The sequence below is a fragment of the Pampinifervens navoyensis genome (genome assembly GCF_046159715.1).
In the GTDB taxonomy this organism is placed as follows: domain Bacteria; phylum Aquificota; class Aquificia; order Aquificales; family Aquificaceae; genus Pampinifervens.
The window spans coordinates 40,644-67,073 of record NZ_JBJXCT010000004.1 but is presented as its reverse complement, the minus strand read 5'-3'; the positions used below and the strand labels follow the sequence as shown (position 1 = coordinate 67,073).

Below are 26,430 nucleotides of genomic sequence, written 5' to 3'. Positions count from 1 at the left end.
CATGTCAATCCTTGTAGACAAAAACACAAAGGTAGTCGTTCAGGGCATCACGGGTAAAGAGGGCTCTTTCCATGCCACCCAGTGCAAGGCATACGGCACTCAGGTGGTGGCAGGTGTTACGCCCGGCAAGGCAGGTCAGCAGGTGGAGGGTATACCTGTTTTCAACACCGTAGAGGATGCAGTCAGAGAAACCGGTGCCAACTGCTCTCTTATATTCGTCCCTCCAGCTTTTGCAGGGGATGCTATAGTGGAGGCCCTTGATGCAGGCATAAGGCTTGTAGTCTGCATCACCGAAGGCATACCCGTCAGGGACATGATGATGGTAAAGGACTATATGAGGAAAAACTACCCTGATGCAAAGCTTATAGGACCCAACTGCCCCGGGGTGATAACCCCTGGAGAGGCAAAGGTGGGCATAATGCCCGGACACATATTTAAAAGAGGAACAATCGGCATAGTTTCAAGGAGCGGAACGCTCACCTACGAAGCCTCTTACCAGCTCACCCAGTATGGGCTTGGACAATCCACTGCCGTGGGCATAGGCGGGGACCCTGTGCACGGGCTTTCTCACAGGGATGTTATTGCCATGTTCAACGAAGACCCGGAAACGGAAGCCATACTCATGATAGGGGAGATCGGTGGAACCGCAGAGGAAGAGGCGGCGGAGTATATAAAGGGCTATGTAAAAAAGCCCGTCTTTGCCTACATAGCTGGCATAACCGCACCACCGGGAAGACGCATGGGACACGCAGGAGCCATAATAAGCGGAGGTAAAGGCACCGCTCAGGCAAAGATGGAAGCTCTCAGAGATGCAGGGGTTCATGTTATAGAAAACCCTGCCTTCATAGGTAAGAGAGTGGCGGAGACACTTGGCAGGCTATGATTAAGTTTATATTGATAAATTGAACCTGTGATATATTTTTTAAACTCAATCTTTTCAAAGGAGGTGTTAATATGGCTTTGAAGACTATGGTTGACCCAGACACCTGTACCTCATGCGAGCTCTGCTACGATAGAGTTCCAGAGGTTTACAAGAATAGAGGCGATGGCATAGCTGAAGTTGTCAGCCCCGGACCCGACGGTTGGATGATGGTGCCTGCCGAGCTAGAGAACGAGGTTAAAGAGGTTACAGACGAATGCCCGAGCGGGTCCATAATAACGGAAGAAGTTTAAGGATAAAGGTTGACATAGATACCTGCACCGCATGCGAGCTCTGCTACGACAGACTACCAGAGGTCTTCGTTGATAGGGGGGATGGCATCCCCCTCGTTATGATAAAAGTGCCCCTTGAGAGCGTCTACGGGGAGCTTCTTCAGGTAGCAGAGGACTGTCCCAGCGGCTCTATCATTCTTTACTGAGTTGGACAGGATTGTTTTTCTCGGAACTGCAGGCGGTAGAGCGAGCGTATTCAGGTTTTTGAGAAGGTCTGGAGGTTTTTTGCTCTTCCTTTCGGGAAACACAGTGCACGTGGACCCCGGACCAGGAGCCTTTGTTTATCTTCATCAAATGGGGATTGACCCGCGACATATTGACCTTGTAGTTCTCTCTCATATACATCTTGACCACTCCTCTGACGTGAACTCTGTGATAGAATCGGCCACCGATGGCGGAAAGATAAGGCGCGTGGCGCTGTTTGCTCCAAGGTCGGCCTTTGAGGGACAGCACAGAGTAGTTTTGCCTTTCATAAGAGAAAGGCTTGCAATGGAGGGCTTTCTGAAAGAAGGAGAAGAACTCTCCTACGGGACTGTAAATGTAAGTGCAGTTATGAAACATACCCATCACGGTGCAGAAACCTATGCCCTTCTGTTTAACCGTAAGGTCCTCTACGTATCCTGTGCTCTGTATGAAGACAGAATGCTGCAGGCATATCCCCATAATGTGGATTTAATGATTATAAACACCACCCTCTACAGGAAGACAAAGCCCATAGACCATCTTACCGTTGAGGATGCAGAAAAGCTCATAGCCAACCTGAAACCCAGGAAGGTTATACTTACCCATTTTGGGTATGAGTTCCTGACACAGCATGACCCAGAGAGGGTCGCTGAGGAATTATCCCATAAATACGGAATTCCCGTCCTTTCAGCAAAAGACTTCATGGAGGTAAGCCTTTAGTGCTTGAGCACCTCTTCCCCCAGCTGAAAAAATGGGCAGAGGAGTTTGTGCAGGAGCATGGCTATACAGCCCTCTTTTTGCTCTCCTTTACAGAGTCCATAATACAGCCGGTCCCACCCTACCCTTTTATAGTAAGTGCTCCCATATTCAGGCTAAGCCCCTATACTGCTGGGCTGGTTGCTTTTGCAGGGAATATACTGGGTGCTCTGGTTGCCTACTATCTTGCAAAGTTTCTTGGAGAGGCCTTTGTAAAAAAGATTTTTGGCAAAAGGCTGTATCTGAAGGGAGAAGCCCTCTTCAACAGATATGGCTTCTGGGCTGTTCTTGTGGGAGAACCTTACAAGCTGGTGTGCTGGCTTGCGGGGCTTTTCCACATGCCCCTGTGGAGCTTTATAGTGGCAAGCCTTATAGCAAGGGCACTGAGGATTGGAGTCTTCGTTCTCTTCGGGGATGTTCTGGAGAGGATTCTGAATTAATGGGTGCGGGAGGACTCGAACCCCCAACCGGGCGGTTATGAGCCGCCCGCTCTGCCATTGAGCTACGCACCCTCAGAAAAGATATTATAAAACCTCTTGACAAGCTTTGCAACCCTGTGGTAGAGTTTTGGAAACTAGGCCAGGGAGGTATAGTCATGAAGAAGTATATCTTTGCCATTGCCCTGGTGGGAGCTCTCTGCAAGCCCATAATGGACGCGTCTCCCATGGGTATAGGTGGGCCTTCAGAGGTCTCTTACCAGAGCGGTGAACAGCCCGGCGATGAAATTTTTGACGTTGATACGGTAAGCAAGATTATAGCCACTGAGATGTCTCTTGAAGAGGCCATGAGGGAGCTTGTCAATGTGAAAACCGTTGAGACTGTAAGACCAGACCTCTGGCCCGTTGTGGGTGTTATAACCTCCGACTACGGATGGAGAAATATGGGAGGAAGAAGGGAGTTTCATACTGGAATAGACATATCGGCACCCTATGGGACCCCAGTGGTTTCAGCGGCAGAAGGCAGAGTCATATATGCAGGATGGATAAGAGGCTACGGAAAGACTGTAATAATCTATCATGGTTATGGCTTTGCCACCATATATGCTCATTTATCAGACATCAAGGTTTCCTACTCAGACAGGGTTGTAAAGGGTCAGATAATAGGAAGTGTGGGAACCACCGGAAGAGCCTTTGGTCCACATCTCCACTATGAGGTTCTGAAATACGGAGTGAGGCAGAACCCCATAGCCTATCTGCCTTAGAGAAGCCCCCTTCTCTTCAGGGCATCTTCGTATATCCTTTTGTAGAGGTGATTCCACTCTGGAGTGCCTTCCACGATTCTCTTTGAGTAGGACCTTATCCTTTCTCTCACCTCTCTGTCTATCTCTTCTTCTTCCTTTACTGCCTCCATGAGTATTTCCCTTATCCTGTTTCTTATGATACCGGGCTCCTCGTATATCTCCACTTCAGGGTCTTCCATTATCATATCCCTTATCCTGTGGGCTATCTGGTTCATCCTCTCCCTTCTACTTGTGTGTATGTTCATCTCCTCTGCCAGCTTGCTCCTGACTGTTTTGTATGCTGTTCTGTAATCAAGACTGGTTTCTTCAAGAAGCTCAAGCTTTTCTTTGAGTATCTCCTTCGTTTTTTCATCAAGCAGTCTCTCCTGCTCCTCTGCTTCCCTGAATATGGCAACTATCTTTTTCTTAAAGGCATAAGGGTCCTCCGGCTCTATTATTCTTTCATTTTCATAAAGTTCCTTTAAAATCCTGTCTGCTATTCTCTCCACAAGCTTCTCGGGTAGCCTCATACACCGCCTCCTAAATCTTATCAATTATATCATATAAAACACTCAAGAAGGTTCATTACCTCTTGCGTATATCCACCGTCATCCTCGTTAATTATCAGAGGTTTTTCAATAACCGGGTATGGTCTTAGATTTTTTAAACCATGTATGCGCACTATTTTTGAGTTTTTATGCAGTTTTGGATAAAAAAATCTAAGGTGTGCTGCTTCTATTCTGTTGTTTTTCATGTGTATAATAGCATCTACCAGACGACCTGAAGCTATTAGAAGGTTAAAATGTCCTCCATCTTTAAGCAGAAAGCCTGCAGTTTTTATAAAATCTTCAAGACTTGTATCTGTCTCATGATGATACTGATTGTAGGTTGATTGTCCCCTATAGAAGGGTGGATTGGCAACTACCACGTTAAAACTCTGTGCCCCTAAAAAATCCCTTGCCTTTCTGAGGTCAAGCTCAAGAATATGAATTTTCTCTTCCAGTTTGTTGAGTATTACATTTTCTTTCAGAAGTTCAAGCATTAAATGGTCTCTCTCCATAGCCCAGACCTCACAACCATATCTGAGAGCTGTAAGTATGGAAAGAGCGCCAAAGCCTGCACCAAGGTCAAGAACTCTTGAGTTTTTCTTTATGCCCCTGAGGTTTGCCACAAAAAGAACTTCCACTATGGAGAGCCTGTGGGCTTTTGGTTGTCTGAACCTTACCTTCCCCCTGAAAAAAACAAACTCCTTAAACTCTTCCAAACCTCTCAACGAGTTCGAGCAGTGTTCTAGCCCTTTCCCTGACCTTTTCCCACTCTTCTATCTCCTCCATGGTCTGGGCTGTTGCCAGCTTTCTCATCGCCTGGTCAAAGAGCTCCTTCTCTTTACCCGGGTCAATATCCCCCATGTTGTAAGCTTCCTCTGCAAGAATTATGACCTTTTCTGGAGTCACATCCACAAAGCCATAGGTGACCGCAACACCGTTTTCCATCTTACCGTCAAAGTAAACAAGCCCGGGCTTGAGCATGGTCATGAGATACATATGCTTTTCAAGAACACCTATTTCACCCTCTGCAGTGGGTATGTTTACAGAGTGAACCTCCCTTGAAAAATGTAGTCCCTGGGGCGTTACTATTTCCACCTTTATCATGGCGTTAAAATTATACCATGAAGGTATATGCCCTCGGAAAACTCTCGCGCATGCTCTCCACAACCCTTTTCCACGCGATGGCAGAGCTGGGTTATACAGGACTTGTCCTCTGTGAGCCAGAAGACACTTATGTGAGTCTTGGTTACTTTGACAGGGCTCAGGAGCTCATAGACCTCAAAAGGTGCAGGGAGCTCAGCATAGGAATCATAAGGAGGCAGATTGGGGGAGGTGCAGTCCTGCTTGCGCCAGGTCAGGTTTTTTACCAGCTTATACTTCCAAAGAATCTGGTCCCCTTCAGGGTAGAGGACGCCTATAAGAAGCTCTCTCAGCCCGTCATAAGGGCTTATAATAGGCTCGGGCTTGAGGTGGAATACAGACCTATAAATGACCTTTTGGTGAAGGCATCACAGAGGAAGATAAGCGGGCAAGGGGCAGGAGACATAGGAAAGTTCTTTGTGTTTGTGGGAAACATTCTTATGAGCTTTGACCCTGACCTTATGGCAGAACTTTTTTTGCTTCCCCATGAGGCTCTCAGAGAAGAGGTCAGAGGGAGTCTCTGGGAAAACATAGGATGGCTGGAGAGGGAGCTGGGAAGGTCTTTCTCTTTTGAGGAGGTCTCTGGGGCTCTGCTTGAGGAGTTTGTGCAGGAGTTTGAATTTGATGGATACGCGGAAGTGCCCTCCGATGCCCTCGAGCTTGCAGAAAAGCTAAGAATAGATATGACCTCAGAGGAGACCATACTTGAGGACACGGGAAGAAGGCACGAAGCCATAAAAATAAGGGAGGGGGTGTATGTCTGGAAGGGCTAACCTATATTTTAAAAAACCATGCTGAAGACAGAAGAGATTAGAGAGCTCTACGAGAAGGATTTTTACAGATGGGTGCATGAAAACCTTGAGCTTCTGAGGAAAGGGGAATACGACCTCGTAGACTGGGAGAACCTTCTTGAAGAGGTTGAGTATATGGCGAGAAAGTATGAGGATGAGCTTAAGGAAAGGCTTGGAGTTTATATGGAGCACAGGTATAAGATAGAAAACTTCAAGAAACTTGCCGGGAACGAAACAGCCGGGTCTGGATGGAATAAAAGCATATTAAACCAGCTTGTTGAAATATCAAGAATACTTGAGGATAACCCGAGCCTCAGGAGTAAACTTCCGGGGCTTTTACAGCCCGCATGGGGTTACGCTTTAAAGAGGCTAAAGGCATGGCTTATCAGAAACAAGTTCAACCCAGAAGACTTCAACCTGCCAGAAATGTGTCCCTATGGCTACGAGGACATTATGAAGGATATTGCTAAATTTTAGACAGTGCTTTACGATAATAAGAAGAGGGAGGTGTAAATGTTTGGTGCTACCTTTGGCATAGTGGCTCAGGGGCTTGAACTTTTCAGAAAGTCTGCAGACATCAGAAACAGAAACATACTGAACGCCAACAATCCCGACTACGCCCAGGAAGACCCGGTCATAAAGAGCCTTGCACCCGTGGGTATAAGGCTGGAGGATATTCTCAGAAGTCAGAACTTTTACTACATGTCTCTGAGAAATCAGAAGCTCTCGGTGGTCTCCTCCCTTGACACCGCCATAAAGGGAAACTCTCAGATAGAAAACCTCTTTCAGGAGTTTACTCAAGGGCTGGGGGGTAGCGAATACATAAACCGCTTTTTCACCGCCTACCAGAACCTGATGAAAGAGCCCACAAACGAAGGAGCAAGAAGTGAACTCTTAAACTCTGCCCAGAGCCTTATTTCATACCTGAAGGACAGAAGAAAGGACATGGACAGAACCCTTGCCAGCACGGACTATGACATGAGGCAATACATAGGCAGGATAAACACACTCACAAAAAAGATTGCTCAGATAAATCAGGAAATACTCACGGGCTATGCCCAGACTTACGCAAGAGGAAGAGATTACAAAAATCTTCTGGATGAGAGAGATAGATATCTCAGAGAACTGTCTGAGCTTATAAACATACAGGTTCAGGAGGATAATATGGGCAGGGTAAGGGTGGAGACAAGCCAGGGCTTTGTGCTTGTAGAGGACAGATACAGCTGGGAGCTGAAATACGACTCTGGAAGCAGAAGAGTTATGTGGAAGTCAAAAGATGGTTCAGAGGTGGACATAAGCGGTCTCATAAGCGGAGGAAAAGTCAGAGGGCTTCTGGACTTTCAGAAAGACCTTCTGGATTACATAAACCAGCTTGAGGGGATAGGCAAAAAGCTCATAAGCGAGGTAAAACTGCCCCTTAACGCACAGGGAACGAACAGCTGGTTCTGGCTCAGAAATGTAAGCGACCCAACTGCACCCCTTGGCTTTTCAGGAAGCATAACCTTTAACTTTCCCGGTGGCCCTGTGGTTATAAGCTACAACTCCACAGACAGCCTCAACGACATCATAAACGCCATAAACACAGACCCAACCCTCAGCCCCAACTTTACCGCAAGCCTTGTTCCAAACCCTGACGGAAGCTACACCATGCAGATAACAGCCAGCGACCCCAGCTATACTGTAGAGGAGAGCAACAACCTTATTCAAAGGTCTGAACCCCTCTTTACAGGAACGGGAATAGGGGACATGGCTCTGAACCCCAACATAAACACATACGTGCAGAACCTTGATTACGAAAAGGCTGACGAGTTTATGGACTTTTCAAGGAGCTGGTGGGAAGGTGTAAAGGCTCTATACAATGGGCTTGTAGATAGAGTTGCCTCAAGGCAGAATGACCTCAAAACAAAGCATGAGATAGAGAGGGCACTCCTTGACTCTCTGAACGCAAGGCTTCAGGAGATGCAGGGGGTTTCAATAGACAATGAATTTATTGAACTCATGAAGCTCCAGAGGAGCTACGAAGCCCTTGCAAGAACCATAAACGCCATGGATGAGATGCTTCAGGCAACGCTGAATATGGTGTGAGGTGAGAGGCCATGAAGGTGCCAGATAACCTGCTCTTTTCCCTGTTTCAGGAACAGGATGCAAGGATAAGAAAACAGCTTTCAGAAAAATCTCTTGAGATTGCCACCGGCAGGAAGTATCAGAGTATATCCGACGAGCCATCAGCCACCTACAATGTGCTTGAGCTTAAAAAAGAGATATCCCAGCTTTCTCAATATGCAAAGAACAGGCTGTTTGCGGACACAGCTCTGAGCTATTCAGACTTTAACCTGGGGAAGATAGAAGACAGTCTGAAACTCCTTTATGCAAAGACCATACAGGCTAAGAATCAGACGCTTCAGCCAGACCAGCTCTTGGCAATAGGAGAACTCTTTTCCTCAAGCCTAAGGTCTCTTCTTGACAGAGTAAACGACCAGCTGGGAGGAAACTACATCTTTGGAGGTGCAAGTCTTACTCAGAAGCCCTTTGATGATAACACACTTGAATACAGAGCTTCTTCAGAGGGTTTTAAGGTGTGGCTTTCAGACAGCTACAGGGTTGATGCCCTTCTGAACGGGGCAGAGACCTTTGGTCTCAACGTGGCAATCTCAAGGGCAACCTTTTCAAGCCCTGGCACAAACTTCAGCAACTCTGGCACTTTGAATATAACGGTGGGAACCACCACCATCAGTGTAAACTACACCACGACCCAGACACTGAATGACCTCGTAACCCTTATAAATTCCAACTACTCCAGCACCCTTCAGGCGAAGGTCAGCCAGAACCCAGATGGGACTTACTCCCTTATGCTTATGCCTGTGGATATAGGTAAGGAAACATTTGTCTCTGACACCAGCGGTGGTGACTTTGATGTGGGTGCAACGGACTTTTACTCTCCTAACTTGCTTCAGGCAGTAAAAAGGGTGGGAGACAAGCTCAGCTCCGCACTCTATCCGGATGACTCCGACCTTATGCTGCTACAGAGAGCCTTTGATAGGGTCGCCTTCAGAAGGTCTCAGGTGGGTGCAGTCCTCTCTCAGGTAAAGAACCTTCAGCCTGTGCAGGAAAACCTCACAGACAACCTGAATAAACAGAAGTCTGACCTTGAAGATGCAGAGCTTTCGCAGAGCATAATGGACTACACGCGCTACAGGCTTGCCTACGAAGCCCTCATGCGTATAGTGGCAGACCAGAGGGATATGAGCATTATAAGATATCTGAAATAACCTCCAACTTAAGAAATTCCTATGACCGTAAACCTTTGAGGTTATATTTCTGAGCACTTTTACAGACCTCTCTCTCAGTCTGCCCCCTTAACATTCTAAAAGTCATTATAAAAAACTTGACATAAGTTTACTAAAGTTTTATATTAGATAACACATTCTGGAAAAAGGAGGTGCCTTATGGCGGAGAAGATAATAGGTATAGACCTTGGAACTACCAACTCGGTGGTGGCTGTGATTATAGGAGATGAGCCAGTGGTAATAGCCAATCAGGAGGGCTCAAGGCTTACGCCCTCTGTTGTCTCATGGACAAAGGAAAAAGAGGTGCTGGTGGGTGAGCCTGCAAAGAGGCGTGCCATCCTTGACCCAGAGAACACCGTCTACGAGTCTAAAAGGTTTATAGGTAGAAAGTATGAAGAGGTGCTTGATGAGGCAAAGAGAGTTTCCTACAAGGTGGTGGCGGACGAAAAGGGCGATGCCAGCTTTGAAATACCCAACATAGGAAGGACTGTTCGCCCGGAGGAGGTAGGTGCTCAGGTGCTCAAAAAGCTCAAAGAGGCTGCAGAGGCATACCTTGGAGAAAAGGTCACAAAGGCGGTAATAACCGTGCCCGCTTACTTCAACGAGCGTCAGAGACAGGCAACAAAGGATGCCGGTAAGATTGCAGGGCTTGAGGTGCTAAGAATCCTCAACGAGCCCACCGCTGCAGCTCTGGCATACGGGCTTGACAAGAAGAGCGATGTAAAGATTCTTGTCTATGACTTTGGAGGAGGAACCTTTGACGTCTCCATCCTTGAAGGTGGAGAGGGCGTTATAGAGGTAAAAGCTACCGCAGGAGACACTCACCTTGGGGGTGCCAACATAGACGAAAGAATCATGGAGTGGCTCATAGAAGAGTTCAAAAGAGAAACAGGCGTTGACCTCAGAAAGGACAGGACTGCCCTTCAGAGGCTCAAAGAAGCCAGCGAGCAGGCAAAGAAGGAGCTCTCCTTCAAGCTGGAGACTGAAATCAACCTGCCCTTTATAACCATAGACCCATCCACCAACCAGCCATTGCACCTTCAGAAAAAGCTCACAAGGGCAAGGCTTGAGGAGATGATAAAGGACCTTGTGGACAGGACTATGGAGATAGTAAAGAGAGCCCTTGAGGATGCCAAGCTGAGACCTCAGGATATAGACGATGTGGTGCTGGTGGGAGGTTCCACGAGGATTCCTCTGGTCCAGCAGAGGATAAAGGACTTTTTTGGGAAGGAGCCCCACAAGGGCGTAAACCCCGACGAGGTGGTGGCAGTGGGTGCTGCCATACAGGCTGGTGTTCTATCTGGGGAAGTAAAGGAGATACTGCTAGTAGATGTGACACCTCTATCCCTGGGTGTGGAGACCTACGGTGGGGTTATGACGGTCCTTATACCCAGGAACACGCCCATACCTTACAGAAAGTGTGAAACCTTCACCACCGCCAGCGACTATCAGACAGAGGTAGAGGTTCATGTGCTTCAGGGCGAGAGACCCATGGCTAGGGACAACAAGTCTCTGGGTAAATTCTATCTTACCGGCATACCACCAGCACCCAGAGGCGTTCCAAAGATAGAGGTGTGCTTTGACATAGACGTGGACGGTATTCTTCATGTGACGGCAAAAGACCTTGGCACGGGTAAAGAGCAGTCCATAAGGGTTCAGGCATCTTCGGGACTCACGCAGGAAGAGATAGAGAAGATGGTAAAAGAAGCCCAGCTTCACGAGGAGGAGGACAGGAAGAAAAAAGAACTCGTGGAAGCCAAGAACCAGCTTGACCAGCATGTTTACAACCTTGAAAAGGTGCTGAAGGAAAACAGGGATAAAGTGCCCGCAGACGTGGTCTCTGAGGTAGAAAAGGCTATAGAAGAGGCAAAGAGGGTATTTGCCAGCTCACAGGATGTGCAGGAGGTAAGAAGGGCCACAGAGAAGGTGCTTGAGGTAGCTGGAAAGTTAGGAAGCTATCTTTATCAGGGACAGGCTACGCAGAAGGGTGAAGGTGGAGACGTAATAGAAGGCAAGCCCATGTGATATAATAAGACCGCCTATGGCGGTCGCCCTTCCTTTTCTCATAATTCTTCTTGCCTTAGAAACTGCATTATCTTATGAGAAAAAGATAAGGGAAAACTGGTCAAAGTTAGCCTATCCTCAGAAGGTTTATCAGCTATACGGTCTTCTGGGCTTCAGATGCATATGGTATTGTGATGGCAGAGCTACGGAGAACTTTCAAACCCTGCAGAGCATACTCAGGGAGGTTGTCCACCTGGACTTGACCCCAGAGATTACAGACCGGTTAAAGACCTTGACCCAGAGCTTGCCACAAGCGACAGCCTGCTCAGGCTTGCATACGACCTCTACTATGGTAGGACAAGACCCTCAGAACTCTACAGGGGCTGGAGCGTTCCAAAAAGGCAGGACAGGGTTGTTGAAAAGGTTGCAGCTCTGATAAGGGAAGAGAGACTGGGGGACTTGCTGAGGGAAATCACACCCAAGAGCCAGGAATACTGGTTCCTTGTAGAACAGGCAAAGTCTCTGCAAGAGCTATCTTCCATTGAATGGAAGCCCATAAGGCTGTCAAGACACCTGCGTCATGGAGACAGAAGCACCTGCCTTGAGGAGATAAGGTTCAGGCTCTTTCTTCTTGGAGACATTAGAGAATACACCCCCTCTGATTTTTTTGACCATACACTGCTTGAGGCAGTAAAAAGATTTCAAAAAAGACACGGGCTGCCAGAGACGGGAACAATTGGTTCAAAGACCATTGCCGAGCTCAACATCAGCCCAGAAGAGAGGTTGATGCAGGTATACCTGAACCTTGAAAAGCACAGATGGTTGCCAGAAGACTTTGAAAGAGCCGTGGTGGTAAACATACCATCCTTTGAGCTTTTTCTGATAAACAAAAATTCTGTGGAGCTGCACTCTAAGGTGATAGTGGGCAGGAATTACAGAGAAGACTTCAGGCCTACGCCAATACTTTACAGCAGGATAGAGAGCCTCACCATAAATCCTTCATGGCATGTTCCCAGAAGCATCTCCGTCAAGGACATACTACCCAGAGTGAGAAAGGACCCAGATTACCTCAGAAAAAAGAGCTTCAGAGTCTTTCTTGGAGGTGAGGAGGTTGACCCTCTGCAGATAGACTGGAGCTTATACAGTGAGAAAAATTTTCCCTTCAGGCTTGTGCAGTCCCCAGGACCACAGAACGCCCTTGGCAGGATAAAGTTCAACTTCCAGAACCCCTTTGATGTCTACCTGCACGACACGCCTGATGTGGAACTTTTTAAAAAGCCAAAAAGAGCCTTTAGCTCAGGATGTATAAGGGTAGAAAAGGCAAAGGAGCTTGCTCTGGCACTTCTTGGAGAGGGATGGAACTCAAAGAAGTTGGAAAACCTCATAAAAGAACAGCAGACCCAGACCCTCAGCCTCAGAAACCCTATACCCATATACATACTCTACCTTACCGCCTTTGAAAGGGATGGCGAGCTTCATTTCAGAGAAGACATATACGGGTATGATACAATTTTGTCCCGTGCACTTTCAAAAGTTGGAGGCAGGAAATGACAAGGAGAGAACTTCTAAGGTCAATGGGATACATAGGATGCATGCTTCTGACAGGTTCTTTTTCCTACGCCTCAGTTTCTGGAATTAGGGGTCTTTCAGAAGGAGCCAGGTCCCTCAACTTATACTCTGTAAACACCGGGGAGAGCCTTAAGGTTGCCTACTGGGTGGATGGAGAGTATATAGATAGTTCTCTGAAAGAAATAAACTGGCTTCTGAGGGATTACAGAAGTGGAGAGGTAGCTCCCGTAGATTTAAAGCTTCTTGACCTTCTTTTCCTCATAACCAGACTTTCTAACAGGGAAAGGATAGAGGTAATATCTGGCTACAGGTCACCATCTACAAACGCTTACCTTCACAGGACAAAAAGGGGCGTAGCAAAAGACAGCTACCACACGCGCGGGAGGGCTGTTGACATAAGGCTGGAGGGCATGAGCCTGAGCAGTCTCAGAGATCTGGCAATAAACCTGCGTGCTGGTGGTGTTGGATACTATCCCAGGTCTGGTTTTGTGCATCTTGATACTGGACCCTTCAGGTGCTGGTAATGATAAGGGTTTTTGTGGGTTTTTTTGTCACGAAAAGGATACAGGAAGCGGTGGAAAAGCTCCAGTCACAGAGCGAGAGGTTCATAAAGGGCAAGTGGGTTGAGCCTCAGAACTTTCATATGACCTTCCAGTTTATAGGGGATGTGGAGCAGGAAAGGCTGGCTGACCTTCTTAAAAACCTTCAGGAAATTGCCCAAAGTAGCAAAGCCATAAGGGTAAAATACAGGGGGCTTGGTGTTTTTCCGAGCCCTGACAGAGCCAGAGTTCTGTGGATTGGTGTATCGGAAGGTCATAGACAGCTTATAGACCTTGCCAGAAGCATAGTAAGGGCTAACAGGCAGGTGGGTATAAGGGACGAGGGTAAGCCCTTCCATCCCCATGTGACCATATGCAGGATAAAGGAGTTTGACAAAAAAGCCCTCAAAGAAATACTGCGTCAGCATGAAAACACCTTCTATGGGGAAGACCTTGTGGACAGAGTGGCTCTTGTTAAGAGTTCTCTGACCTCTGTGGGACCCATATACACTGTAATAGAGGAGTTTTACTTCCATGGGTGAATGGACTTACGAAAGAGCAGGAGTGAGCATAGAAAGGGCTGAAGCCTTTGTGGACTACATAAGGGAAAAGGTAAAGACCTTACCAAAAAAAGCTCTCCTCTTTGGATCCTTTGCCAGCGGGCTCAGGCTTGAGGGATACAAGAAGCCGGTTCTTATGCTTACAACAGACGGGGTTGGAACAAAGCTTAAGGTGGCTCAGGCTGTGGGTGTTCATAACACAGTGGGCATAGACCTGGTTGCCATGAATGTAAACGACCTCCTCACCACAGGTGCGGAACCTCTCGCCTTTCTTGATTACATAGCCACAGGCAGGATAGAACTTCAGGTTATGAAGGAGCTTATGGATGGTATAGTGGAGGGGTGCAGGCTTGCAGAGGTTGCCCTCGTGGGTGGAGAAACGGCTGAGATGCCAGACTTTTATCCCGAGGGTGTATATGACCTTGCAGGCTTCTGCGTGGGCGTGTGCGAGGAGGAGGAGCTTATTACCGGTGAGCGTATAAGACCCGGAGATGTTATACTGGGTTTTCCCTCAAGCGGTTTTCACAGTAATGGATACAGCCTTATAAGAAAGGTGCTTGAGGCAAAAGGTATAGGCTATGAGGATAAATTTGAGGACAGAAAGTTGTGGGAGATACTCCTTGAACCCACTAAAATATACCTGCAGGAGGTGCGTGCTCTGAAATACTGTGGAATAGGTATAAGGGGGATGGCACATATAACGGGCGGTGGCATACCGGGAAACCTTATAAGGATATTGCCGGAGGGTCTGAGAGCGGTAGTGGAAAAGGGGAAAATACCAGTAAACCCCATCTTTGACTGGATAGGGAGGCTGGGCAACATATCCTCTGAGGAGATGTTCAGAACCTTTAATATGGGCGTGGGTTTTATGGTAGTTCTTGAAGGAAAAGATTTGGACACAGCTCTGAGAGCTGTCCCTTCTTCCTTTGTATGTGGCTTTATTGAGGAGGGTAAAAGGGATGTGGTTATTGTTTAGAGTCTTATTGCCAGTTTTTCTCTTGCTGGGTCTTTCCTTCGCACAGGTGGTGAAAGAGATAAGGGTTGAAGGAGCCAGGTATGTGCCAGAGGATGTAATAATAGGTCTCATAAACATAAGACAGGGAAGCCTATACATCCCCGATATGGTCCGTGAGAGCATAAGACGCGTGTTCAGAACAGGCTTTTTTGACGAGGTGGAGGTCTATGAAGAAAGGGTGGGTGAGGATGTGGTGCTCACATACAGAGTTAAGGACCTTCCTGTTATATACAGAATAGAGTTTGTGGGCAACAGGAAGATAAAGTCCGACGAGCTTGAGAAAAAGATAGGAATAGAAACGGAGGTGGGCAAGATTGAGCCAGAAGAGTTTATAAAGGGCTTTACCTCAGCGCCGGCTGTAGAAGAAAGACTGGAAATACAGAGAAGGCTGAGGCTCGGAAGGGTTCTCACCCGTGAAGAGCTCGAGTTCATAAAGAGAAAAATAGTGGAAGCATACACGAAGGAGGGCTACACAAACGTTCAGGTAGATTACGAACTTGTGCCCAGGAAGGGTGCTTCAAAGGTTGTTTACAGAATAGTGGAGGGAGAGCCAGAGTATGTAAGAAGTATAAACTTTACAGGGAACAGGACCTTCAGCAGAGGTAGACTGCTCGGGCTTATGGAGACAAAACCTGTGAGCCTTCTTGCCTTCAGGCTAAAGCCCCCCTTCAGTGAGGATGTTCTGAGGGAAGACGTGAGAAAGATAAGAGACTTTTACCGTTCTGAGGGCTTTCTTGAGGCTAAGGTTGACTACTCTGTAAAGAAGGAGGGAAACAGATACGAGATAAACATAAAGATTGAAGAGGGACCAAGATACAGGTTATCGGAGCTGAAAATAGAGGGCAACAGCCTCTTTGCCTACTCAGAGCTCGTCGGGGACATACTCAAAAAGAACAGGGGAGGATACTACAGAAGGGAAATTCTTGACAGGATAAAGGAGAACATAAGGAGGAGATACTCGGAGATTGGCTATCTGGGCGTTTTCGTAGAGGAAAGAGAGAGTGTGGACAGAGAGGGTAAAAGGGTAAGCGTAAACCTCCAGCTGCAGGAGGGTGAGCCTGTTTATGTTAGCAGGATTGAAGTGCAGGGCAATTACGAATCAAGGGACTATGTGATAAGAAGGGAGCTAAGATTTCAGGAGGGTGAGCTGGCAAACCAGAGGGAGATAGACAGGTCAAGGACAAGGGTTTTTAATCTTGGCTACTATCAGGATGTTTCTATAGACCCCTTTCCTACAGAGGGCAAAAACTGGGATTTTGTGGCAAAGGTAAGGGAAAGGTTTACAGGGCAGTTTTCCATAGGCCTTGGATACAATCAGGTGACAGGCGTTTCCGGCTTCATATCCCTCCGTAAGGGTAACTTTCGCGGGACAGGAGACATAGCGGGTATTTCCATATCTTACGGAAGCAAATATAAGGATAATTCCCTTTCCTACACTAAGAAGTGGTTTCTAAACCAGCCCATAGACCTCACGGGTTCAGTTTATGACAGAAGGATAGAATACACCACCTACACGGTAGACAGAACGGGTATAGACCTCATATTCTCAAGGGAGTTTGCAGAGTTCTGGAAGGCAAGCGCAGGGGTAAGTCTTCAGAGGGTAAGGTATACAAACATATCACCCGATGCCTCACCCCTCATCAAAGAAGAAGCCGGAACCAGACAGTCAAGAAAACTGCTCTTTGGTCTGACAAGGGATACGAGGGACAATTACCTCTTTCCATCCGCGGGTGCCCTTACAGAGCTGGGCTATTCAGTGGCTGTGCCAGTGCTCGGGGGTAATGAGAGGTTCAACAAGATAACCCTTTCCCACCAGCAGTTTTTCAAGGATAGATGGCTGGACACAGGTCTCATACTCTCCTTTAAGGGCTCTCTTGGACTGGTTGAACCCTACAGTGGCAAAAGAGTGCCCCTTGATGAAAGGTTTTTTGTAGGCGGAGACTTCACCGTAAGGGGCTACAAATACGGCTACGCAGGACCCCTTGACCCCAATACAAAGGACCCTATAGGAGCAAAAAGACAGCTAATCTTATCAGCGGAGGCAAACTACCCCCTCTACAAGAACATACTCTACGGTGCAGTTTTCTACGATACAGGTCTTGGCTTTAACGACTGGAGCGAGCTAAAAACTCAAAACCTTAAGGGTGGCTTTGGCATAGGTATAAGGTTCATAACCCCCTTCGCACCCATAAAGTTAGACTGGGCTGTCAAAACGAAAAAAGTGCCCGGCGACACCTCAAGAAGCAGGATACATTTTGTTCTTGGAGTGTTTTTCTGATGGTGCCGAGAGCTCTGACAATAGCGGGTTCTGATAGCGGTGGAGGTGCAGGCATTCAGGCTGACCTGAAGACCTTCACCGTTCTTGGTGTATACGGCACGAGCGCCATAACCTCAATAACCGTGCAGAACACGCAGGGCGTCTACGGAGTTGTGGACCTTCCGCCAGATGTGGTCTACGAACAGATTAGGGTCGTGGTAGAGGACATTGGTGTGGATGCGTGCAAGACGGGCATGTTATCTAATGAGGAAATCATCAGGGCTGTTGCGGGGGCAATAAGGGATTTGAAGATGGAAAGGATTGTGGTTGACCCTGTCATGAGGGCAAAGTCAGGAGACCCCCTTCTGAAACAATCCGCCAGAGAGACCCTCATAAAAGAACTCCTTCCCCTCGCCCTTGTGGTGACCCCCAACGTGCCAGAGGCAGAGGAGCTGTGCGGTTTTGAGATAAAGAGCCTTGAGGACATGGAGAGGGCATGCAGAAAAATAATCTCATACGGTCCCTCTGCGGTTGTTGTGAAAGGGGGTCATATGGAGGACGAGGAGTCCGTGGATGTGCTCTACGACGGCGTATCCTTTGAATACTTGAGGGGAAAGTTTATAAGGACAAAGAACACTCACGGCACCGGTTGCACCTTCTCATCTGCGATAACTGCATATCTTGCAAAGGGCTACAGCCTTAAAGATTCCCTTCTCAAAGCAAAAGAATACATCCAGGGAGCTATAGAAAACTCCCTAAATCTTGGCAGAGGGCATGGACCCCTCAACCACATGTGGACCTTCTACTCTTTCAAAACATAAGCCACCGCAACGGAGAACTCTCTCTCATGAGAGAGAGAAACCAGAACCTTCGCTTCTTCAAAGCCTTCTCTCAATATTCTTACCCTCGCTGGTCTTCCTCTGTCTCCGAGGACCTCTATCTCTGAAAATCTCAGCACAACTCCGTAAACCTGATAAAAAGCCTTCAGCACCGCCTCCTTGCATGCCCACCTTGCTGAAAGGCATTCATAAAAAGTTTGCTGACCCATACAGTATCTGAGTTCCTCCTCTGTGTAAACTCGTCTGAGAAACCTTTCTCCGAACCTTTCTACTGCCTCCTTTATCCTTTTGTTGCTGACTATATCAACGCCTACCATGATAAACTATCTTACATGTCCCTGCTTACGCTGAGCATAGTATTTTACTTCTTAGCCTTTGTATCCTCTTTACTTTCCCATTTTTTTAACACACTGAAGAAGCTCACACGATTTGTGATTTTCCTCGGACTTCTACTTTACATGCTTCATATAACAATGCTGTCCATTAAAGTGCGCAGTTTTCCCTTTGCGGACGCTCATGGCTTTTATTCCCTACTGGGAAACCTTATGCTGGGCGTTCTTGTGCTGGTATCCTTCAAGTATGACTATCTCTGGAAATTTTCCGCTTTTTTTGCCATACTGGGCATACTTTCAACGCTCCTTGCCATGCCTGCAGAGCCATCACCCTACAGAAGCCCTCTTTATTCTCTTCATATAACCTCAGCCCTTGCATCCTATGCCTTTGCCTTCCTCGGTGGGCTTTCTTCCATACTTAAACTCTTCCTTGAGAGCAGACTGAAGCACAAAAGCATTACGGGCTTCTTTATGCCCCTCAGTCTTCTGAGGGGAGTTGAGAGACTTTCTATGAACCTTAGCTTTCTATTCTTTACCCTCACCCTTATCTTTGGAAGTTTCTGGAGCAGGAGCTTTTTTGGAAAGCACTGGGTAAGCGACCCAAAACTGATCTTTGTGCTGTATCTCTGGACATACTATGCGGTTGTGGTTCATCTTAATCTCCTTAAGAGGATAAAGCCAAAGACGCTCTCTTACGCCATTATACTGGGTATGTTCTTCACTCTACTTAACATACTCTTTGTCAGACATGAACTGTGAGAGGGTTTTTCTTGTGGGGTTTATGTGCAGTGGAAAGACTACTGTGGGAGAACTTCTTGCCAGCAGGCTGGGCTGGAATTTTCTGGACGTGGACAGGGAGCTTGAAAAAGTGGAGGGGATGAGTATACCTCAGATTTTTGAGACAAAGGGCGAAGAATACTTCAGAAGACGCGAGCTGGAAATCCTTATGAGTCTGACAGAAGGAGAGAAGCTCGTCATAAGCACTGGAGGTGGACTTGGTGCAAACCCACAGGCTATGGATCTCATGAAAAGCTCAGGACTTGTTGTGTGGCTCAGAATAGACTTTGAGACCTTCCTCAAAAGGTGCGGTGAAGACTTATCAAGACCACTTCTGAAAAAGGGCAGGGAGGAGCTTTTTAAGCTTTTTGAGAAAAGGTCTGAAAATTACAGGCATGCCCATGTTGAGCTGGATGGCACACTGGAGGCTAACCTGCTTGTAGAACAGATACTCCATGCTTGCAAAAATTGGCCCCTTGCCTTATAATCAATTGAAAAGGAGGTAATATGCTAAGAAAGTTAAGCCTTTTCACATCAGTTTTAGTTGCGGCTTTTGCCCTCGGTGCCTGCGGGCAGGGTTCAGCCAAGTGCCCTACAAAGGAACAGGTGAAAAGCTCAGTAAAAGAACTTATACCTCAGGACTTTACCGTTGAGTCCGTATCCCAGCTTCAGAACATAAGGGATCTCTGTGAGGTAGTTGTAAAAGTTGGCGCACAGCCCCTTGTTTTCTACATGGATGGGAAGGGGGAATATCTGCTTGCGGGCAATCTCATAAGTCTTAAGGACAAAAAGAACATAACAAGGGACAGACAGCAGGAATTTATGAAGGTATCTGCAGAACAGCTAAAGGAGCTTGAAAAACATGTGAATGTAAGGCTCGGAGAGGGGAGCAAGTATGTCTACTTCATAACCGACCCGGACTGCCCCTTCTGCAAGAGAAGCAACCCAGTAGTAGAAGAGTGGGCGAAGAAAAACAACGTTCAGGTAAGGCTTATCTTCTTCCCACTTCCCATACATCCAGAAGCTTTTGGCAAGGCTGTGGCGGTCATATGCGATAAAAAGGGCTTTAAGGAATATGCGGAGGGATACACTTCTCAGAACCAGTGTGAAGAGGGTAAAAAGGCAGTTCAGTCAAACCTTGAGCTTATGAACAAACTTGGAATAGGTGGAACGCCCACCTTCATAGGTATGAACGGTAAGATGCACTCAGGACTGCCCACAGAGGAAGACCTAAACAAGCTGGTGAATTAGTGAACTTTCTGGCAGGAGGATATTACATACCCTTTTGACTCCCTGTAAATAGGGGAAAGGAGGTGGGCTATGGCTGTCTTAGCCATCATATTAGTATCTCTTTCCTTGTTGTTTGCAAGAACCTATGGGCAGGAAGGCGGGCCTATACCACAAAAGGAAGGAGGCGGTGTTAAGGTGGGTCCTTCCATAATAATCCCTTTCATGCTGATACCAGCTATCATAAAAAAGCTCACTGAAAAAGGTGAGCTTCCTACATATCCCGTCCTTGACAAAAAGCCACTAAACATATCTCAGAGCGGAAATACCTATACGGTGGACTGGGTCATTTACTATGCAAACAATACCAATAGCACACAGAATGGTATTACAATAACAGAAGGTCCATTAAACACCATAGTGCCAGGCTCCCTTCAACAGCCTTCTGGCTGGTCTGGTTCCTTGAACTCTACAAATACGGTGGCAACATGGACAGGTAATGCGCCCCCAGTGAACGGCTACATGAGTGCAAACGTCAACACAGGCATGGCTTCCTCTTTCAATGTAACAGGTGGGGGAGATGGCTACAGAGCTTTCCCCTACAGGCATATGGCTTCGGGTGGAAAGCTAAGAATATACTTCATTAATCATCATGAGCCCATGTTCAACAATACAAGCACAGGACAGATTTTTAAATGCGTAGACACTTTAACCGGTAATTACTGTTCTGGGTTTCCTAAAAACCTCCCAAAGGGTGATGGCTCTGGAAAGTTCTCCTCATCGGGTATGTATGATGAAGAGTATTACATTGATAGTTCAGGCAGACTTTATTATGCGGTTACCGCCAATGATAAGGAATTTGGTCTTGGATGTTACAATCTTGAAACAGACACAGAGTGTGGTTTTTACAAGCTTGGTGTTAACCCAACCAAGACATGGTCTTACGTAAAGGGTCCGTGGAAGGTGGGAAATGAGTTATACATGGTAGGTGGTGACAGGAAGCTTTACTGCCTTGATGCCACTAACCCTGCAAACTTCTGCATGGGATTAAGTGGTTATTACACAGGCTTTAGCTTTCCAGCCGGTGCTTTTCTTGACCCTAATACGGCAGGCACAACAATGTCACCAAACATGAGCTTTGGTCCCGGTGTATTTGGAGAAGTTGTTGGTAGCAGGATTTATTTTATTACCGACAGCCACGCAAATGCAATACCAAAAACATTGAGGTCTTTTTGCTTTGATACTGTTACAAAATCACCCTGCGCTGGCTGGACAGTATCCTCACAGACTCATGGCACCCCAATGACATATCCGAGGGTATGGTCTTCCTTTATATACTACAACAATGCAATGAACCCAGTGCACATCTGCGCAAGGCTCAACGGTCTTTCCCAGTACTGCTTCAGCCTATCCAGCGGTCTTCCTTCATCACCGCCGGTAGTTTTCTCTGGGCTGTCTCTAAACACTGGTTTCGGCTCAGAGATTACAATGGGTTCAAGGAGCTATTTTCCAGATTTCATGTATCAAGCAATGAGCTCTAACCCTGGTAGAGTTCTGTGCTGGGACTGGTCAACGGGCGCGCCCTGTGCTCCCACCTGGGAATACAAAAGCTGGACACATCCTACAAAGGGTAATCCGAGAGACTACACAGTTAACGTGGACGATAAAGGGTGTATATGGGTGGTTGGTGATAATGCTCCTGCCATGTGGTATTTTGACCCAGCAAAACCACCTGACAGGAACGGTCATGCAGGTAAATGCGAATCAAGAGAGGGAAAGTTTGAACAAACCTTTCAGCCATGGCAATACTGCTCTGGACCAAAGCCCTTCTTATGGCTCAGGGTAGACGTAGCCAATGCCAGTCTTTCCGACTTCAGTAAACTTGAGATTAGAATTAAGGACAGCTCTAACAACACTATTTTTGTATACGACTGCCTAACAAACAGCAGCCTTTCTGCAAACCTCTCAGGTATATCAGCTCAGACCAGTGGACAGCCGCTGAATGTAGAAGTGTTTTATGCTCTATCCTCTGGCGTTAATCTTCAAAGCTTTGAAATAAGAGCTTATTATCATGCATCACCTCTGGAGTTCTGTCTTAAAAGTAGACATGATTGTCTCCAAGATGCTATAAAGAACCCTGTAAACGTGTCAGGGCAACAGGTAAGCCTGCAACCGAAGGTAGAGGTGGAACTTACCAAGCCAGAGGAGTGTCCTGTACTGGGAGAGGGTGCTGGAAGTAATGGGCCTGGTGGTGGAACTGGCGGAAGCGGTCCTTCCAGTGGTGCAGGAGGAACAGTTGGTCAGACAGGAGGAGGTTCGGGCAGTTCCAGCACAGGGGCAGGACCCGGAATACTTCTTACCCCATCACCTCTTCCTTCAACAGGCAGTTCTGGAGCCAGTGGAGCAATTGTGCATCCTCCAACTGCTGGCGGCGCTCAAGTAGTAGAAAAAGATGGTCAGCTTCAAATCCTTCCCGAAGCAAAACAGAGATGTTACTGGAGACCAAAGCAGAAACATTTAGAGGCAACTCAAAAGCCTCCAACAAAACCCGCAGTTTCAAAAAAGGCCTCTGTTCAGGCACAGAAGCCCAAGAAGGATGCAGGCAAACCAGTGGCACAGAAGCCAAAGAAAAAGCCAGCAAAGGCAAAAGTGGCCACACCTCAACAGGATATGGAGTATGTGTGTGAACCGGAAAAGTAACTCAAAAAATTAAGCACATCCTGTTAAATTTAAAATTTAAGACCTCTCATGGACTGGGTAAGGCGGGAACTCAGCAGGATAAAGGAAGAGAAGCTCTTCAGATATAGGTTTCTGAAGGAGGGTCTTATAGACTTCTGTTCCAACGACTATCTCGCACTGAAAGACCATCCGGAGGTGGTTGAAGAGGCGATAAAGGTTCTGAAAGAGTATGGTCTTGGTTCTGGAGCATCTGCACTCGTATCTGGCTATACAAAACATCACAGGGAGCTGGAGGAGAAGCTGGCGGAGTTCAAGGGAACACCGTGCTGTGTGCTTTTTGGCTCAGGATACCTTGCCAACTTAGGCACTATTCCGTCCCTTGCAGGTGAAGGAGACCTTATACTGAGCGATGAGCTAAACCATGCCAGCATAATAGACGCCTGCAGGCTTTCAAAGGCTAAGGTATCTGTGTTCCGTCACAGGGACTACGGGCATCTTGGGGAGCTTCTCGCAGAGCTCAGAAAAAGTCATAGAAGATGTATTATAGTGACGGACACGGTTTTCAGCATGGACGGAGATGTTGCGGACATTAGAGAGCTCAAAAGACTTTCGGAGAGCTTTGACTGTATGCTTTATCTTGACGAAGCCCATGCGACAGGCGTGCTTGGTGCCACTGGGAGGGGTGGACTTGAAGAATACGGGGAGAAGTGGGAAGAATACATGGTAATCATGGGAACTCTCTCAAAGGCGATAGGTTCTTATGGAGCCTTTGTGTGCGGTTCTGTAGTGCTGTGTGAGTATCTTGTAAACAGGGCGAGGAGTCTTATATTTTCCACATCCCTGCCCCCAGCGGTATGTGCAGGTGCGGGCAAAGCTCTTGAAATAATCCAGAGAGAACCATGGAGGGTAGAGAGGCTAAAGGAATTAAGCAGAAGAATCTACTTCAGGCTCTCTTCTTTGGGCTTTGAAGTGCCATTTTATGGAACCCCTATCCTACCCATAATGGTGTATGAAGAGGGTAAGGCACTCAGCCTGAGGGACAGACTACTTGAACATGGGATACTTATTCAGGCCATAAGGTATCCAACAGTTCCGAGGGGAAAGGCGAGACTAAGGCTTACTACAAGCCTCAGATACACAGAAGAAGACCTTGAAAGACTTTTCAGAGCTTTTGAAAGCCTTTAACCCCCTCCCACCCCTTCAGTCCCTCCCACGCCCATCTTGTAAATTACCTTACCAGGTTTATTGTATCATCAAGCACTGCATTGGAAGAAGTTATCACCCTTGTGTTTGCCTGATAGGCCCTCTGGGCGGATATGAGATTTATGAATTCTGCGGCTATATCCACGTTGGACATCTCTAACATGCCAGACCTCACCTTCTCCGCACCACCAGGTGTCATTATGGTGGGCGTGGATATGGAGGTATACAGGTTTGAGCCTTTCTTTGTAAGCTCTTCAGGGTCAGAAAAAACAGCCACAGCAACCCTGTAAAGAGGCAGGGATTTACCGTTGGAATAAACACCCACGACGGCACCATCTTCAGAGAGAACGTACACATCCACAAGGTCCCCTTTTGCATAGCCGTTCTGGTCTGCTGTGACAAGAAAGTCTGCAGAATACTGGGTTACGTATGAATTGGGAATTGGGTCTCCATTATTCACTGTCACAGACTGAAGGGACTCACCTACGTATATTCTCCAGTCAGTGTTTGCAGGAAAGGTGCCACCGCTGGGCGTGGTTGCAGGCACGGTGAGACCACCCGGGTCAAGGTAGTAGTAGAAACTTTTTCCATCGGGAGACGGTTCCCTTGTGACCACCGTTCCATCGTAGATTAACTTACCAGAGGCATCAAACTGAACACCCGTCCAGTCACCAGAGAGTTCGTAGCCAGGATTGTTGGGGTCAATGTCCGCTCTCAGGTATATGTCCCATGTATTTGTCCCGCTCTTTCTGAAAAAGAGGTCAGCCTGATAGGGTGTGCCAAGGCTGTCGTATATGGTTATGGTGTATTTGTAGTTGTAGCTTGCCGGGTCGTTGGGGTCAAAGGTGGCAGCAGGAACTCCAGCGTCTGCGTTCAGGTTGGTGGGACCAAGGAACTTTATCTGACCAGTTGCCTTGGGAGGAAGCTGAGGTATCACATGAATATCCTCAAGCCCTGTTCCTACGGTTCTGCCCCTCTCATCAACTCTGAAGCCCTGCAGTTTAAGACCGCCTGAGTTTACCATGTATCCATCCCTGCTGAGCCTGAACTGACCATCCCTCGTATAGTAATTAGTTCCGGAGATGGGGTCTTTTATTATGAAAAGCCCTCTGCCCTGTATGGCAAGGTCTGTGTTTATGCCCGTCTGTTTAAAGTTGCCTATGGTCCAGAGCTTTTGCGTGCTGTCAACCAGAACACCTGCTCCGTAGGTGGTTGATTTTACCGTGTTGGTTACAGTGTTGAGTCCTATGGTAACGGAGGATATCACATCCTGAAAGATGGGCCTGCTTCCCTTGAAGCCTATGGTATTTACGTTTGCCATGTTGTCGGCGGTTATGTCCATCCATGTCCTGTAGGCGTTCATTCCTGTTACTGCGTTGAAAAAGCTCCTCATCATGGTCACATCCCTCCTGCATATATTAGTCTTGAAGGAGATACAAGCTCGCCATTTTCAAGCTCAAAAAGGAGCTCACCCCCAGAAACACTGACAGACTTCACTCTACCCATAATGCCAAGGCTGACCCCTTCAAGGGGTAGACCATTCTTATAAAGCTTTATGCCGAACTGACCCTTTGGCAGTCCGCTTAGGTCAAGAGGGTTCAGTCCCTTTTTTATGTCTATCTGAAGCTCCTTTACCACCTCATCCCCATCCATAACTTTCATGGTAATTCCTTTCATTTCCTCAGAGGACAGAAGATAATACTGACCGCCCTTCAGAGTGTCTACCCTGTCAGTGGAGAAGACAAACTCTTTACCTATCAAGTTGAGGCCTGAAAGAAGGGTTATCTGGTTGAACCATCCCTTAAGACCCTCCATAAAACTCCTCATGTCGTTCATGTATTTGACCTGATTGAGCCTTGTCATGTCTTCAAGCATCTTTGAAAGGTCCTGAGGCTGGAAAGGGTCCTGATATTTGAGGGTTTCCATGTATATTTTCAGGAAATCATCGGAAGAAAGATTATCAACGCCCTGAGTGTAGTTTTTGGGCAGAACTTTTGGTTCTGGGGGCTTTATATGGTAGGGGTCTGTAGCTCTAAACTCCGCCACCTTTCTTCCCTCCCTTGTGTTTTTCATACTCCTCCGCCAGTATCTGGGCAAAGGTTTTCTGCTGGGTATGCTGTGATTGAAGGCTACCTTTGAGGTCGTAGACCCTCTGTTCCTTCCTTATTATGAGCTGGTCGTCCTTAACTTCAATCCTTACCAGGTCCCCTTCCTTTAGACCCAGCCTCTTTCTCACATCGCTGGGCAATGCCAGCAGACCTCTTGCCATTATTTTGGCTACCTCGTCCATGGG

At 47.2% G+C, this 26,430-nt stretch carries 30 protein-coding genes and 1 tRNA gene; 23 read left to right on the top strand and 8 right to left on the bottom strand.

The annotated features are described in order from the left end of the window. Position 1: 1 nt before the first annotated feature. The 5 genes from sucD (at position 2) to ACKRDP_RS04230 (ending at position 2,591) form a co-directional block, all read left to right on the top strand. Positions 2-883, top strand: a complete 882-nt coding sequence (sucD, locus tag ACKRDP_RS04250; RefSeq protein ID WP_409153511.1) for a succinate--CoA ligase subunit alpha — start codon at positions 2-4, stop codon at positions 881-883. A 71-nt stretch (positions 884-954) separates the two neighbouring features. Beyond that, the gene (locus ACKRDP_RS04245) at positions 955-1,173 is read left to right on the top strand and encodes a ferredoxin (protein WP_409153510.1); all 219 of its coding nucleotides are present in this window, start codon (positions 955-957) and stop codon (positions 1,171-1,173) included. Then, entirely contained in the window at positions 1,137-1,358 is a 222-nt protein-coding gene (locus ACKRDP_RS04240; RefSeq protein ID WP_409153509.1) for a ferredoxin, read from the top strand. The genes ACKRDP_RS04245 and ACKRDP_RS04240 overlap by 37 nt, the downstream gene beginning before the upstream one ends. Position 1,359: 1 nt before the next feature. Then, positions 1,360-2,115 carry an MBL fold metallo-hydrolase gene (locus ACKRDP_RS04235; RefSeq protein WP_409153508.1) on the top strand — a complete coding sequence of 252 codons (756 nt, stop codon included), beginning with the start codon at positions 1,360-1,362 and terminating at the stop codon, positions 2,113-2,115. After that, positions 2,115-2,591: a YqaA family protein gene (locus tag ACKRDP_RS04230; RefSeq protein ID WP_409153507.1), complete on the top strand. Its 477-nt coding sequence runs from the start codon at positions 2,115-2,117 to the stop codon at positions 2,589-2,591. The genes ACKRDP_RS04235 and ACKRDP_RS04230 overlap by 1 nt, the downstream gene beginning before the upstream one ends. Here ACKRDP_RS04230 and ACKRDP_RS04225 read toward each other — a convergent pair. Then, positions 2,592-2,663 (bottom strand) — tRNA-Ile (locus ACKRDP_RS04225). An 83-nt stretch (positions 2,664-2,746) separates the two neighbouring features. Here ACKRDP_RS04225 and ACKRDP_RS04220 point away from each other — a divergent pair. Next, the gene (locus ACKRDP_RS04220; RefSeq protein ID WP_409153506.1) at positions 2,747-3,352 is read left to right on the top strand and encodes a M23 family metallopeptidase; all 606 of its coding nucleotides are present in this window, start codon (positions 2,747-2,749) and stop codon (positions 3,350-3,352) included. On the opposite strand, the gene ACKRDP_RS04215 is transcribed toward ACKRDP_RS04220, so the two are convergent. Genes ACKRDP_RS04215 through atpC form a run of 3 tightly spaced genes read right to left on the bottom strand, consistent with a single transcriptional unit; the run spans position 3,349 to position 5,022 of the window. Beyond that, positions 3,349-3,900: a DUF507 family protein gene (locus ACKRDP_RS04215; RefSeq protein ID WP_409153505.1), complete on the bottom strand. Its 552-nt coding sequence runs from the start codon at positions 3,898-3,900 to the stop codon at positions 3,349-3,351. The two genes, ACKRDP_RS04220 and ACKRDP_RS04215, sit on opposite strands and share 4 nt — an antisense overlap. 29 nt (positions 3,901-3,929) lie before the next feature. Further along, complete coding sequence (locus ACKRDP_RS04210; RefSeq protein WP_409153504.1) at positions 3,930-4,634, bottom strand: tRNA1(Val) (adenine(37)-N6)-methyltransferase; 705 nt, start codon at positions 4,632-4,634, stop codon at positions 3,930-3,932. After that, the gene (gene atpC / locus ACKRDP_RS04205; RefSeq protein WP_409153503.1) at positions 4,621-5,022 is read right to left on the bottom strand and encodes an ATP synthase F1 subunit epsilon; all 402 of its coding nucleotides are present in this window, start codon (positions 5,020-5,022) and stop codon (positions 4,621-4,623) included. Before atpC ends, ACKRDP_RS04210 begins: the two co-directional genes overlap by 14 nt. 17 nt (positions 5,023-5,039) lie before the next feature. On the opposite strand from atpC, the gene ACKRDP_RS04200 reads away from it, so the two are divergent. The 12 genes from ACKRDP_RS04200 (at position 5,040) to thiD (ending at position 17,901) form a co-directional block, all read left to right on the top strand. Continuing rightward, positions 5,040-5,831, top strand: coding sequence for a lipoate--protein ligase family protein (locus ACKRDP_RS04200; RefSeq protein ID WP_409153502.1), 792 nt, complete (start codon positions 5,040-5,042; stop codon positions 5,829-5,831). Between the two features lie 18 nt (positions 5,832-5,849). Next, positions 5,850-6,326: a DUF29 domain-containing protein gene (locus ACKRDP_RS04195; protein WP_409153501.1), complete on the top strand. Its 477-nt coding sequence runs from the start codon at positions 5,850-5,852 to the stop codon at positions 6,324-6,326. A gap of 36 nt (positions 6,327-6,362) precedes the next feature. Beyond that, positions 6,363-7,934: a flagellar hook-associated protein FlgK gene (gene flgK, locus ACKRDP_RS04190; RefSeq protein WP_409153500.1), complete on the top strand. Its 1,572-nt coding sequence runs from the start codon at positions 6,363-6,365 to the stop codon at positions 7,932-7,934. An 11-nt stretch (positions 7,935-7,945) separates the two neighbouring features. Continuing rightward, positions 7,946-9,118: a flagellar hook-associated protein FlgL gene (flgL, locus tag ACKRDP_RS04185; RefSeq protein WP_409153499.1), complete on the top strand. Its 1,173-nt coding sequence runs from the start codon at positions 7,946-7,948 to the stop codon at positions 9,116-9,118. Positions 9,119-9,295: 177 nt separating this feature from the next. Further along, positions 9,296-11,161, top strand: a complete 1,866-nt coding sequence (gene dnaK / locus ACKRDP_RS04180) for a molecular chaperone DnaK (RefSeq protein ID WP_409153498.1) — start codon at positions 9,296-9,298, stop codon at positions 11,159-11,161. Positions 11,162-11,177: 16 nt separating this feature from the next. Continuing rightward, the gene (locus ACKRDP_RS04175; protein ID WP_409153497.1) at positions 11,178-11,576 is read left to right on the top strand and encodes a hypothetical protein; all 399 of its coding nucleotides are present in this window, start codon (positions 11,178-11,180) and stop codon (positions 11,574-11,576) included. Continuing rightward, a complete protein-coding gene (locus ACKRDP_RS04170; RefSeq protein WP_409153623.1) occupies positions 11,462-12,691 on the top strand; it encodes a L,D-transpeptidase family protein in 1,230 nt (409 codons plus the stop codon). Before ACKRDP_RS04175 ends, ACKRDP_RS04170 begins: the two co-directional genes overlap by 115 nt. Beyond that, positions 12,688-13,233 (top strand): peptidoglycan L,D-endopeptidase MepK, encoded by a 546-nt coding sequence (gene mepK, locus ACKRDP_RS04165; protein WP_409153496.1) that lies wholly within the window; start codon positions 12,688-12,690, stop codon positions 13,231-13,233. The genes ACKRDP_RS04170 and mepK overlap by 4 nt, the downstream gene beginning before the upstream one ends. Continuing rightward, positions 13,233-13,790: an RNA 2',3'-cyclic phosphodiesterase gene (gene thpR / locus ACKRDP_RS04160; protein WP_409153495.1), complete on the top strand. Its 558-nt coding sequence runs from the start codon at positions 13,233-13,235 to the stop codon at positions 13,788-13,790. The genes mepK and thpR overlap by 1 nt, the downstream gene beginning before the upstream one ends. Then, the gene (gene purM, locus ACKRDP_RS04155) at positions 13,783-14,784 is read left to right on the top strand and encodes a phosphoribosylformylglycinamidine cyclo-ligase (protein ID WP_409153494.1); all 1,002 of its coding nucleotides are present in this window, start codon (positions 13,783-13,785) and stop codon (positions 14,782-14,784) included. Before thpR ends, purM begins: the two co-directional genes overlap by 8 nt. Beyond that, positions 14,768-17,101: an outer membrane protein assembly factor BamA gene (gene bamA, locus ACKRDP_RS04150; protein ID WP_409153493.1), complete on the top strand. Its 2,334-nt coding sequence runs from the start codon at positions 14,768-14,770 to the stop codon at positions 17,099-17,101. The genes purM and bamA overlap by 17 nt, the downstream gene beginning before the upstream one ends. Then, positions 17,101-17,901, top strand: coding sequence for a bifunctional hydroxymethylpyrimidine kinase/phosphomethylpyrimidine kinase (thiD, locus tag ACKRDP_RS04145; RefSeq protein ID WP_409153492.1), 801 nt, complete (start codon positions 17,101-17,103; stop codon positions 17,899-17,901). Before bamA ends, thiD begins: the two co-directional genes overlap by 1 nt. Here thiD and acpS read toward each other — a convergent pair. Then, a complete protein-coding gene (acpS, locus tag ACKRDP_RS04140; protein WP_409153491.1) occupies positions 17,883-18,236 on the bottom strand; it encodes a holo-ACP synthase in 354 nt (117 codons plus the stop codon). The two genes, thiD and acpS, sit on opposite strands and share 19 nt — an antisense overlap. A 15-nt stretch (positions 18,237-18,251) precedes the next feature. Between acpS and ccsA the strand changes: the two genes are divergently transcribed. From ccsA to bioF, 5 genes are all read left to right on the top strand, one after another. Further along, on the top strand, positions 18,252-19,010 hold the full coding sequence (gene ccsA / locus ACKRDP_RS04135; RefSeq protein WP_409153490.1) for a cytochrome c biogenesis protein CcsA: 759 nt from the start codon (positions 18,252-18,254) through the stop codon (positions 19,008-19,010). Next, a complete protein-coding gene (locus ACKRDP_RS04130) occupies positions 19,000-19,515 on the top strand; it encodes a shikimate kinase (RefSeq protein WP_409153489.1) in 516 nt (171 codons plus the stop codon). Before ccsA ends, ACKRDP_RS04130 begins: the two co-directional genes overlap by 11 nt. 20 nt (positions 19,516-19,535) lie before the next feature. Then, entirely contained in the window at positions 19,536-20,279 is a 744-nt protein-coding gene (locus ACKRDP_RS04125) for a DsbC family protein (protein WP_409153488.1), read from the top strand. Between the two features lie 69 nt (positions 20,280-20,348). Further along, positions 20,349-22,955: a hypothetical protein gene (locus ACKRDP_RS04120; protein WP_409153487.1), complete on the top strand. Its 2,607-nt coding sequence runs from the start codon at positions 20,349-20,351 to the stop codon at positions 22,953-22,955. A gap of 48 nt (positions 22,956-23,003) precedes the next feature. Further along, on the top strand, positions 23,004-24,119 hold the full coding sequence (gene bioF, locus ACKRDP_RS04115; RefSeq protein WP_409153486.1) for an 8-amino-7-oxononanoate synthase: 1,116 nt from the start codon (positions 23,004-23,006) through the stop codon (positions 24,117-24,119). Positions 24,120-24,162: 43 nt separating this feature from the next. On the opposite strand, the gene ACKRDP_RS04110 is transcribed toward bioF, so the two are convergent. The 3 genes from ACKRDP_RS04110 to ACKRDP_RS04100 are packed head-to-tail and all read right to left on the bottom strand — an operon-like array spanning position 24,163 to position 26,427. Next, positions 24,163-25,533: a flagellar hook protein FlgE gene (locus tag ACKRDP_RS04110; RefSeq protein ID WP_409153485.1), complete on the bottom strand. Its 1,371-nt coding sequence runs from the start codon at positions 25,531-25,533 to the stop codon at positions 24,163-24,165. A gap of 2 nt (positions 25,534-25,535) precedes the next feature. Then, positions 25,536-26,210, bottom strand: coding sequence for a flagellar hook assembly protein FlgD (locus tag ACKRDP_RS04105; RefSeq protein ID WP_409153484.1), 675 nt, complete (start codon positions 26,208-26,210; stop codon positions 25,536-25,538). Beyond that, a complete protein-coding gene (locus ACKRDP_RS04100; RefSeq protein WP_409153483.1) occupies positions 26,170-26,427 on the bottom strand; it encodes an AbrB/MazE/SpoVT family DNA-binding domain-containing protein in 258 nt (85 codons plus the stop codon). Before ACKRDP_RS04100 ends, ACKRDP_RS04105 begins: the two co-directional genes overlap by 41 nt. Between the last annotated feature and the right edge of the window lie 3 nt (positions 26,428-26,430).

Coding starts and splice junctions, on each gene's coding strand:
- sucD (WP_409153511.1), top strand. CDS start 2: ATGTCAATCCTTGTAGACAAAAACACAAAGGTAGTCGTTCAGGGCATC.
- ACKRDP_RS04245 (WP_409153510.1), top strand. CDS start 955: ATGGCTTTGAAGACTATGGTTGACCCAGACACCTGTACCTCATGCGAG.
- ACKRDP_RS04240 (WP_409153509.1), top strand. CDS start 1,137: ATGCCCGAGCGGGTCCATAATAACGGAAGAAGTTTAAGGATAAAGGTT.
- ACKRDP_RS04220 (WP_409153506.1), top strand. CDS start 2,747: ATGAAGAAGTATATCTTTGCCATTGCCCTGGTGGGAGCTCTCTGCAAG.
- ACKRDP_RS04215 (WP_409153505.1), bottom strand. CDS start 3,900: ATGAGGCTACCCGAGAAGCTTGTGGAGAGAATAGCAGACAGGATTTTA.
- atpC (WP_409153503.1), bottom strand. CDS start 5,022: ATGATAAAGGTGGAAATAGTAACGCCCCAGGGACTACATTTTTCAAGG.
- ACKRDP_RS04200 (WP_409153502.1), top strand. CDS start 5,040: ATGAAGGTATATGCCCTCGGAAAACTCTCGCGCATGCTCTCCACAACC.
- ACKRDP_RS04195 (WP_409153501.1), top strand. CDS start 5,850: ATGCTGAAGACAGAAGAGATTAGAGAGCTCTACGAGAAGGATTTTTAC.
- flgK (WP_409153500.1), top strand. CDS start 6,363: ATGTTTGGTGCTACCTTTGGCATAGTGGCTCAGGGGCTTGAACTTTTC.
- flgL (WP_409153499.1), top strand. CDS start 7,946: ATGAAGGTGCCAGATAACCTGCTCTTTTCCCTGTTTCAGGAACAGGAT.
- dnaK (WP_409153498.1), top strand. CDS start 9,296: ATGGCGGAGAAGATAATAGGTATAGACCTTGGAACTACCAACTCGGTG.
- ACKRDP_RS04175 (WP_409153497.1), top strand. CDS start 11,178: ATGGCGGTCGCCCTTCCTTTTCTCATAATTCTTCTTGCCTTAGAAACT.
- mepK (WP_409153496.1), top strand. CDS start 12,688: ATGACAAGGAGAGAACTTCTAAGGTCAATGGGATACATAGGATGCATG.
- thpR (WP_409153495.1), top strand. CDS start 13,233: ATGATAAGGGTTTTTGTGGGTTTTTTTGTCACGAAAAGGATACAGGAA.
- purM (WP_409153494.1), top strand. CDS start 13,783: ATGGGTGAATGGACTTACGAAAGAGCAGGAGTGAGCATAGAAAGGGCT.
- bamA (WP_409153493.1), top strand. CDS start 14,768: ATGTGGTTATTGTTTAGAGTCTTATTGCCAGTTTTTCTCTTGCTGGGT.
- thiD (WP_409153492.1), top strand. CDS start 17,101: ATGGTGCCGAGAGCTCTGACAATAGCGGGTTCTGATAGCGGTGGAGGT.
- acpS (WP_409153491.1), bottom strand. CDS start 18,236: ATGGTAGGCGTTGATATAGTCAGCAACAAAAGGATAAAGGAGGCAGTA.
- ccsA (WP_409153490.1), top strand. CDS start 18,252: ATGTCCCTGCTTACGCTGAGCATAGTATTTTACTTCTTAGCCTTTGTA.
- ACKRDP_RS04130 (WP_409153489.1), top strand. CDS start 19,000: ATGAACTGTGAGAGGGTTTTTCTTGTGGGGTTTATGTGCAGTGGAAAG.
- ACKRDP_RS04125 (WP_409153488.1), top strand. CDS start 19,536: ATGCTAAGAAAGTTAAGCCTTTTCACATCAGTTTTAGTTGCGGCTTTT.
- ACKRDP_RS04120 (WP_409153487.1), top strand. CDS start 20,349: ATGGCTGTCTTAGCCATCATATTAGTATCTCTTTCCTTGTTGTTTGCA.
- bioF (WP_409153486.1), top strand. CDS start 23,004: ATGGACTGGGTAAGGCGGGAACTCAGCAGGATAAAGGAAGAGAAGCTC.
- ACKRDP_RS04110 (WP_409153485.1), bottom strand. CDS start 25,533: ATGATGAGGAGCTTTTTCAACGCAGTAACAGGAATGAACGCCTACAGG.
- ACKRDP_RS04105 (WP_409153484.1), bottom strand. CDS start 26,210: ATGAAAAACACAAGGGAGGGAAGAAAGGTGGCGGAGTTTAGAGCTACA.
- ACKRDP_RS04100 (WP_409153483.1), bottom strand. CDS start 26,427: ATGGACGAGGTAGCCAAAATAATGGCAAGAGGTCTGCTGGCATTGCCC.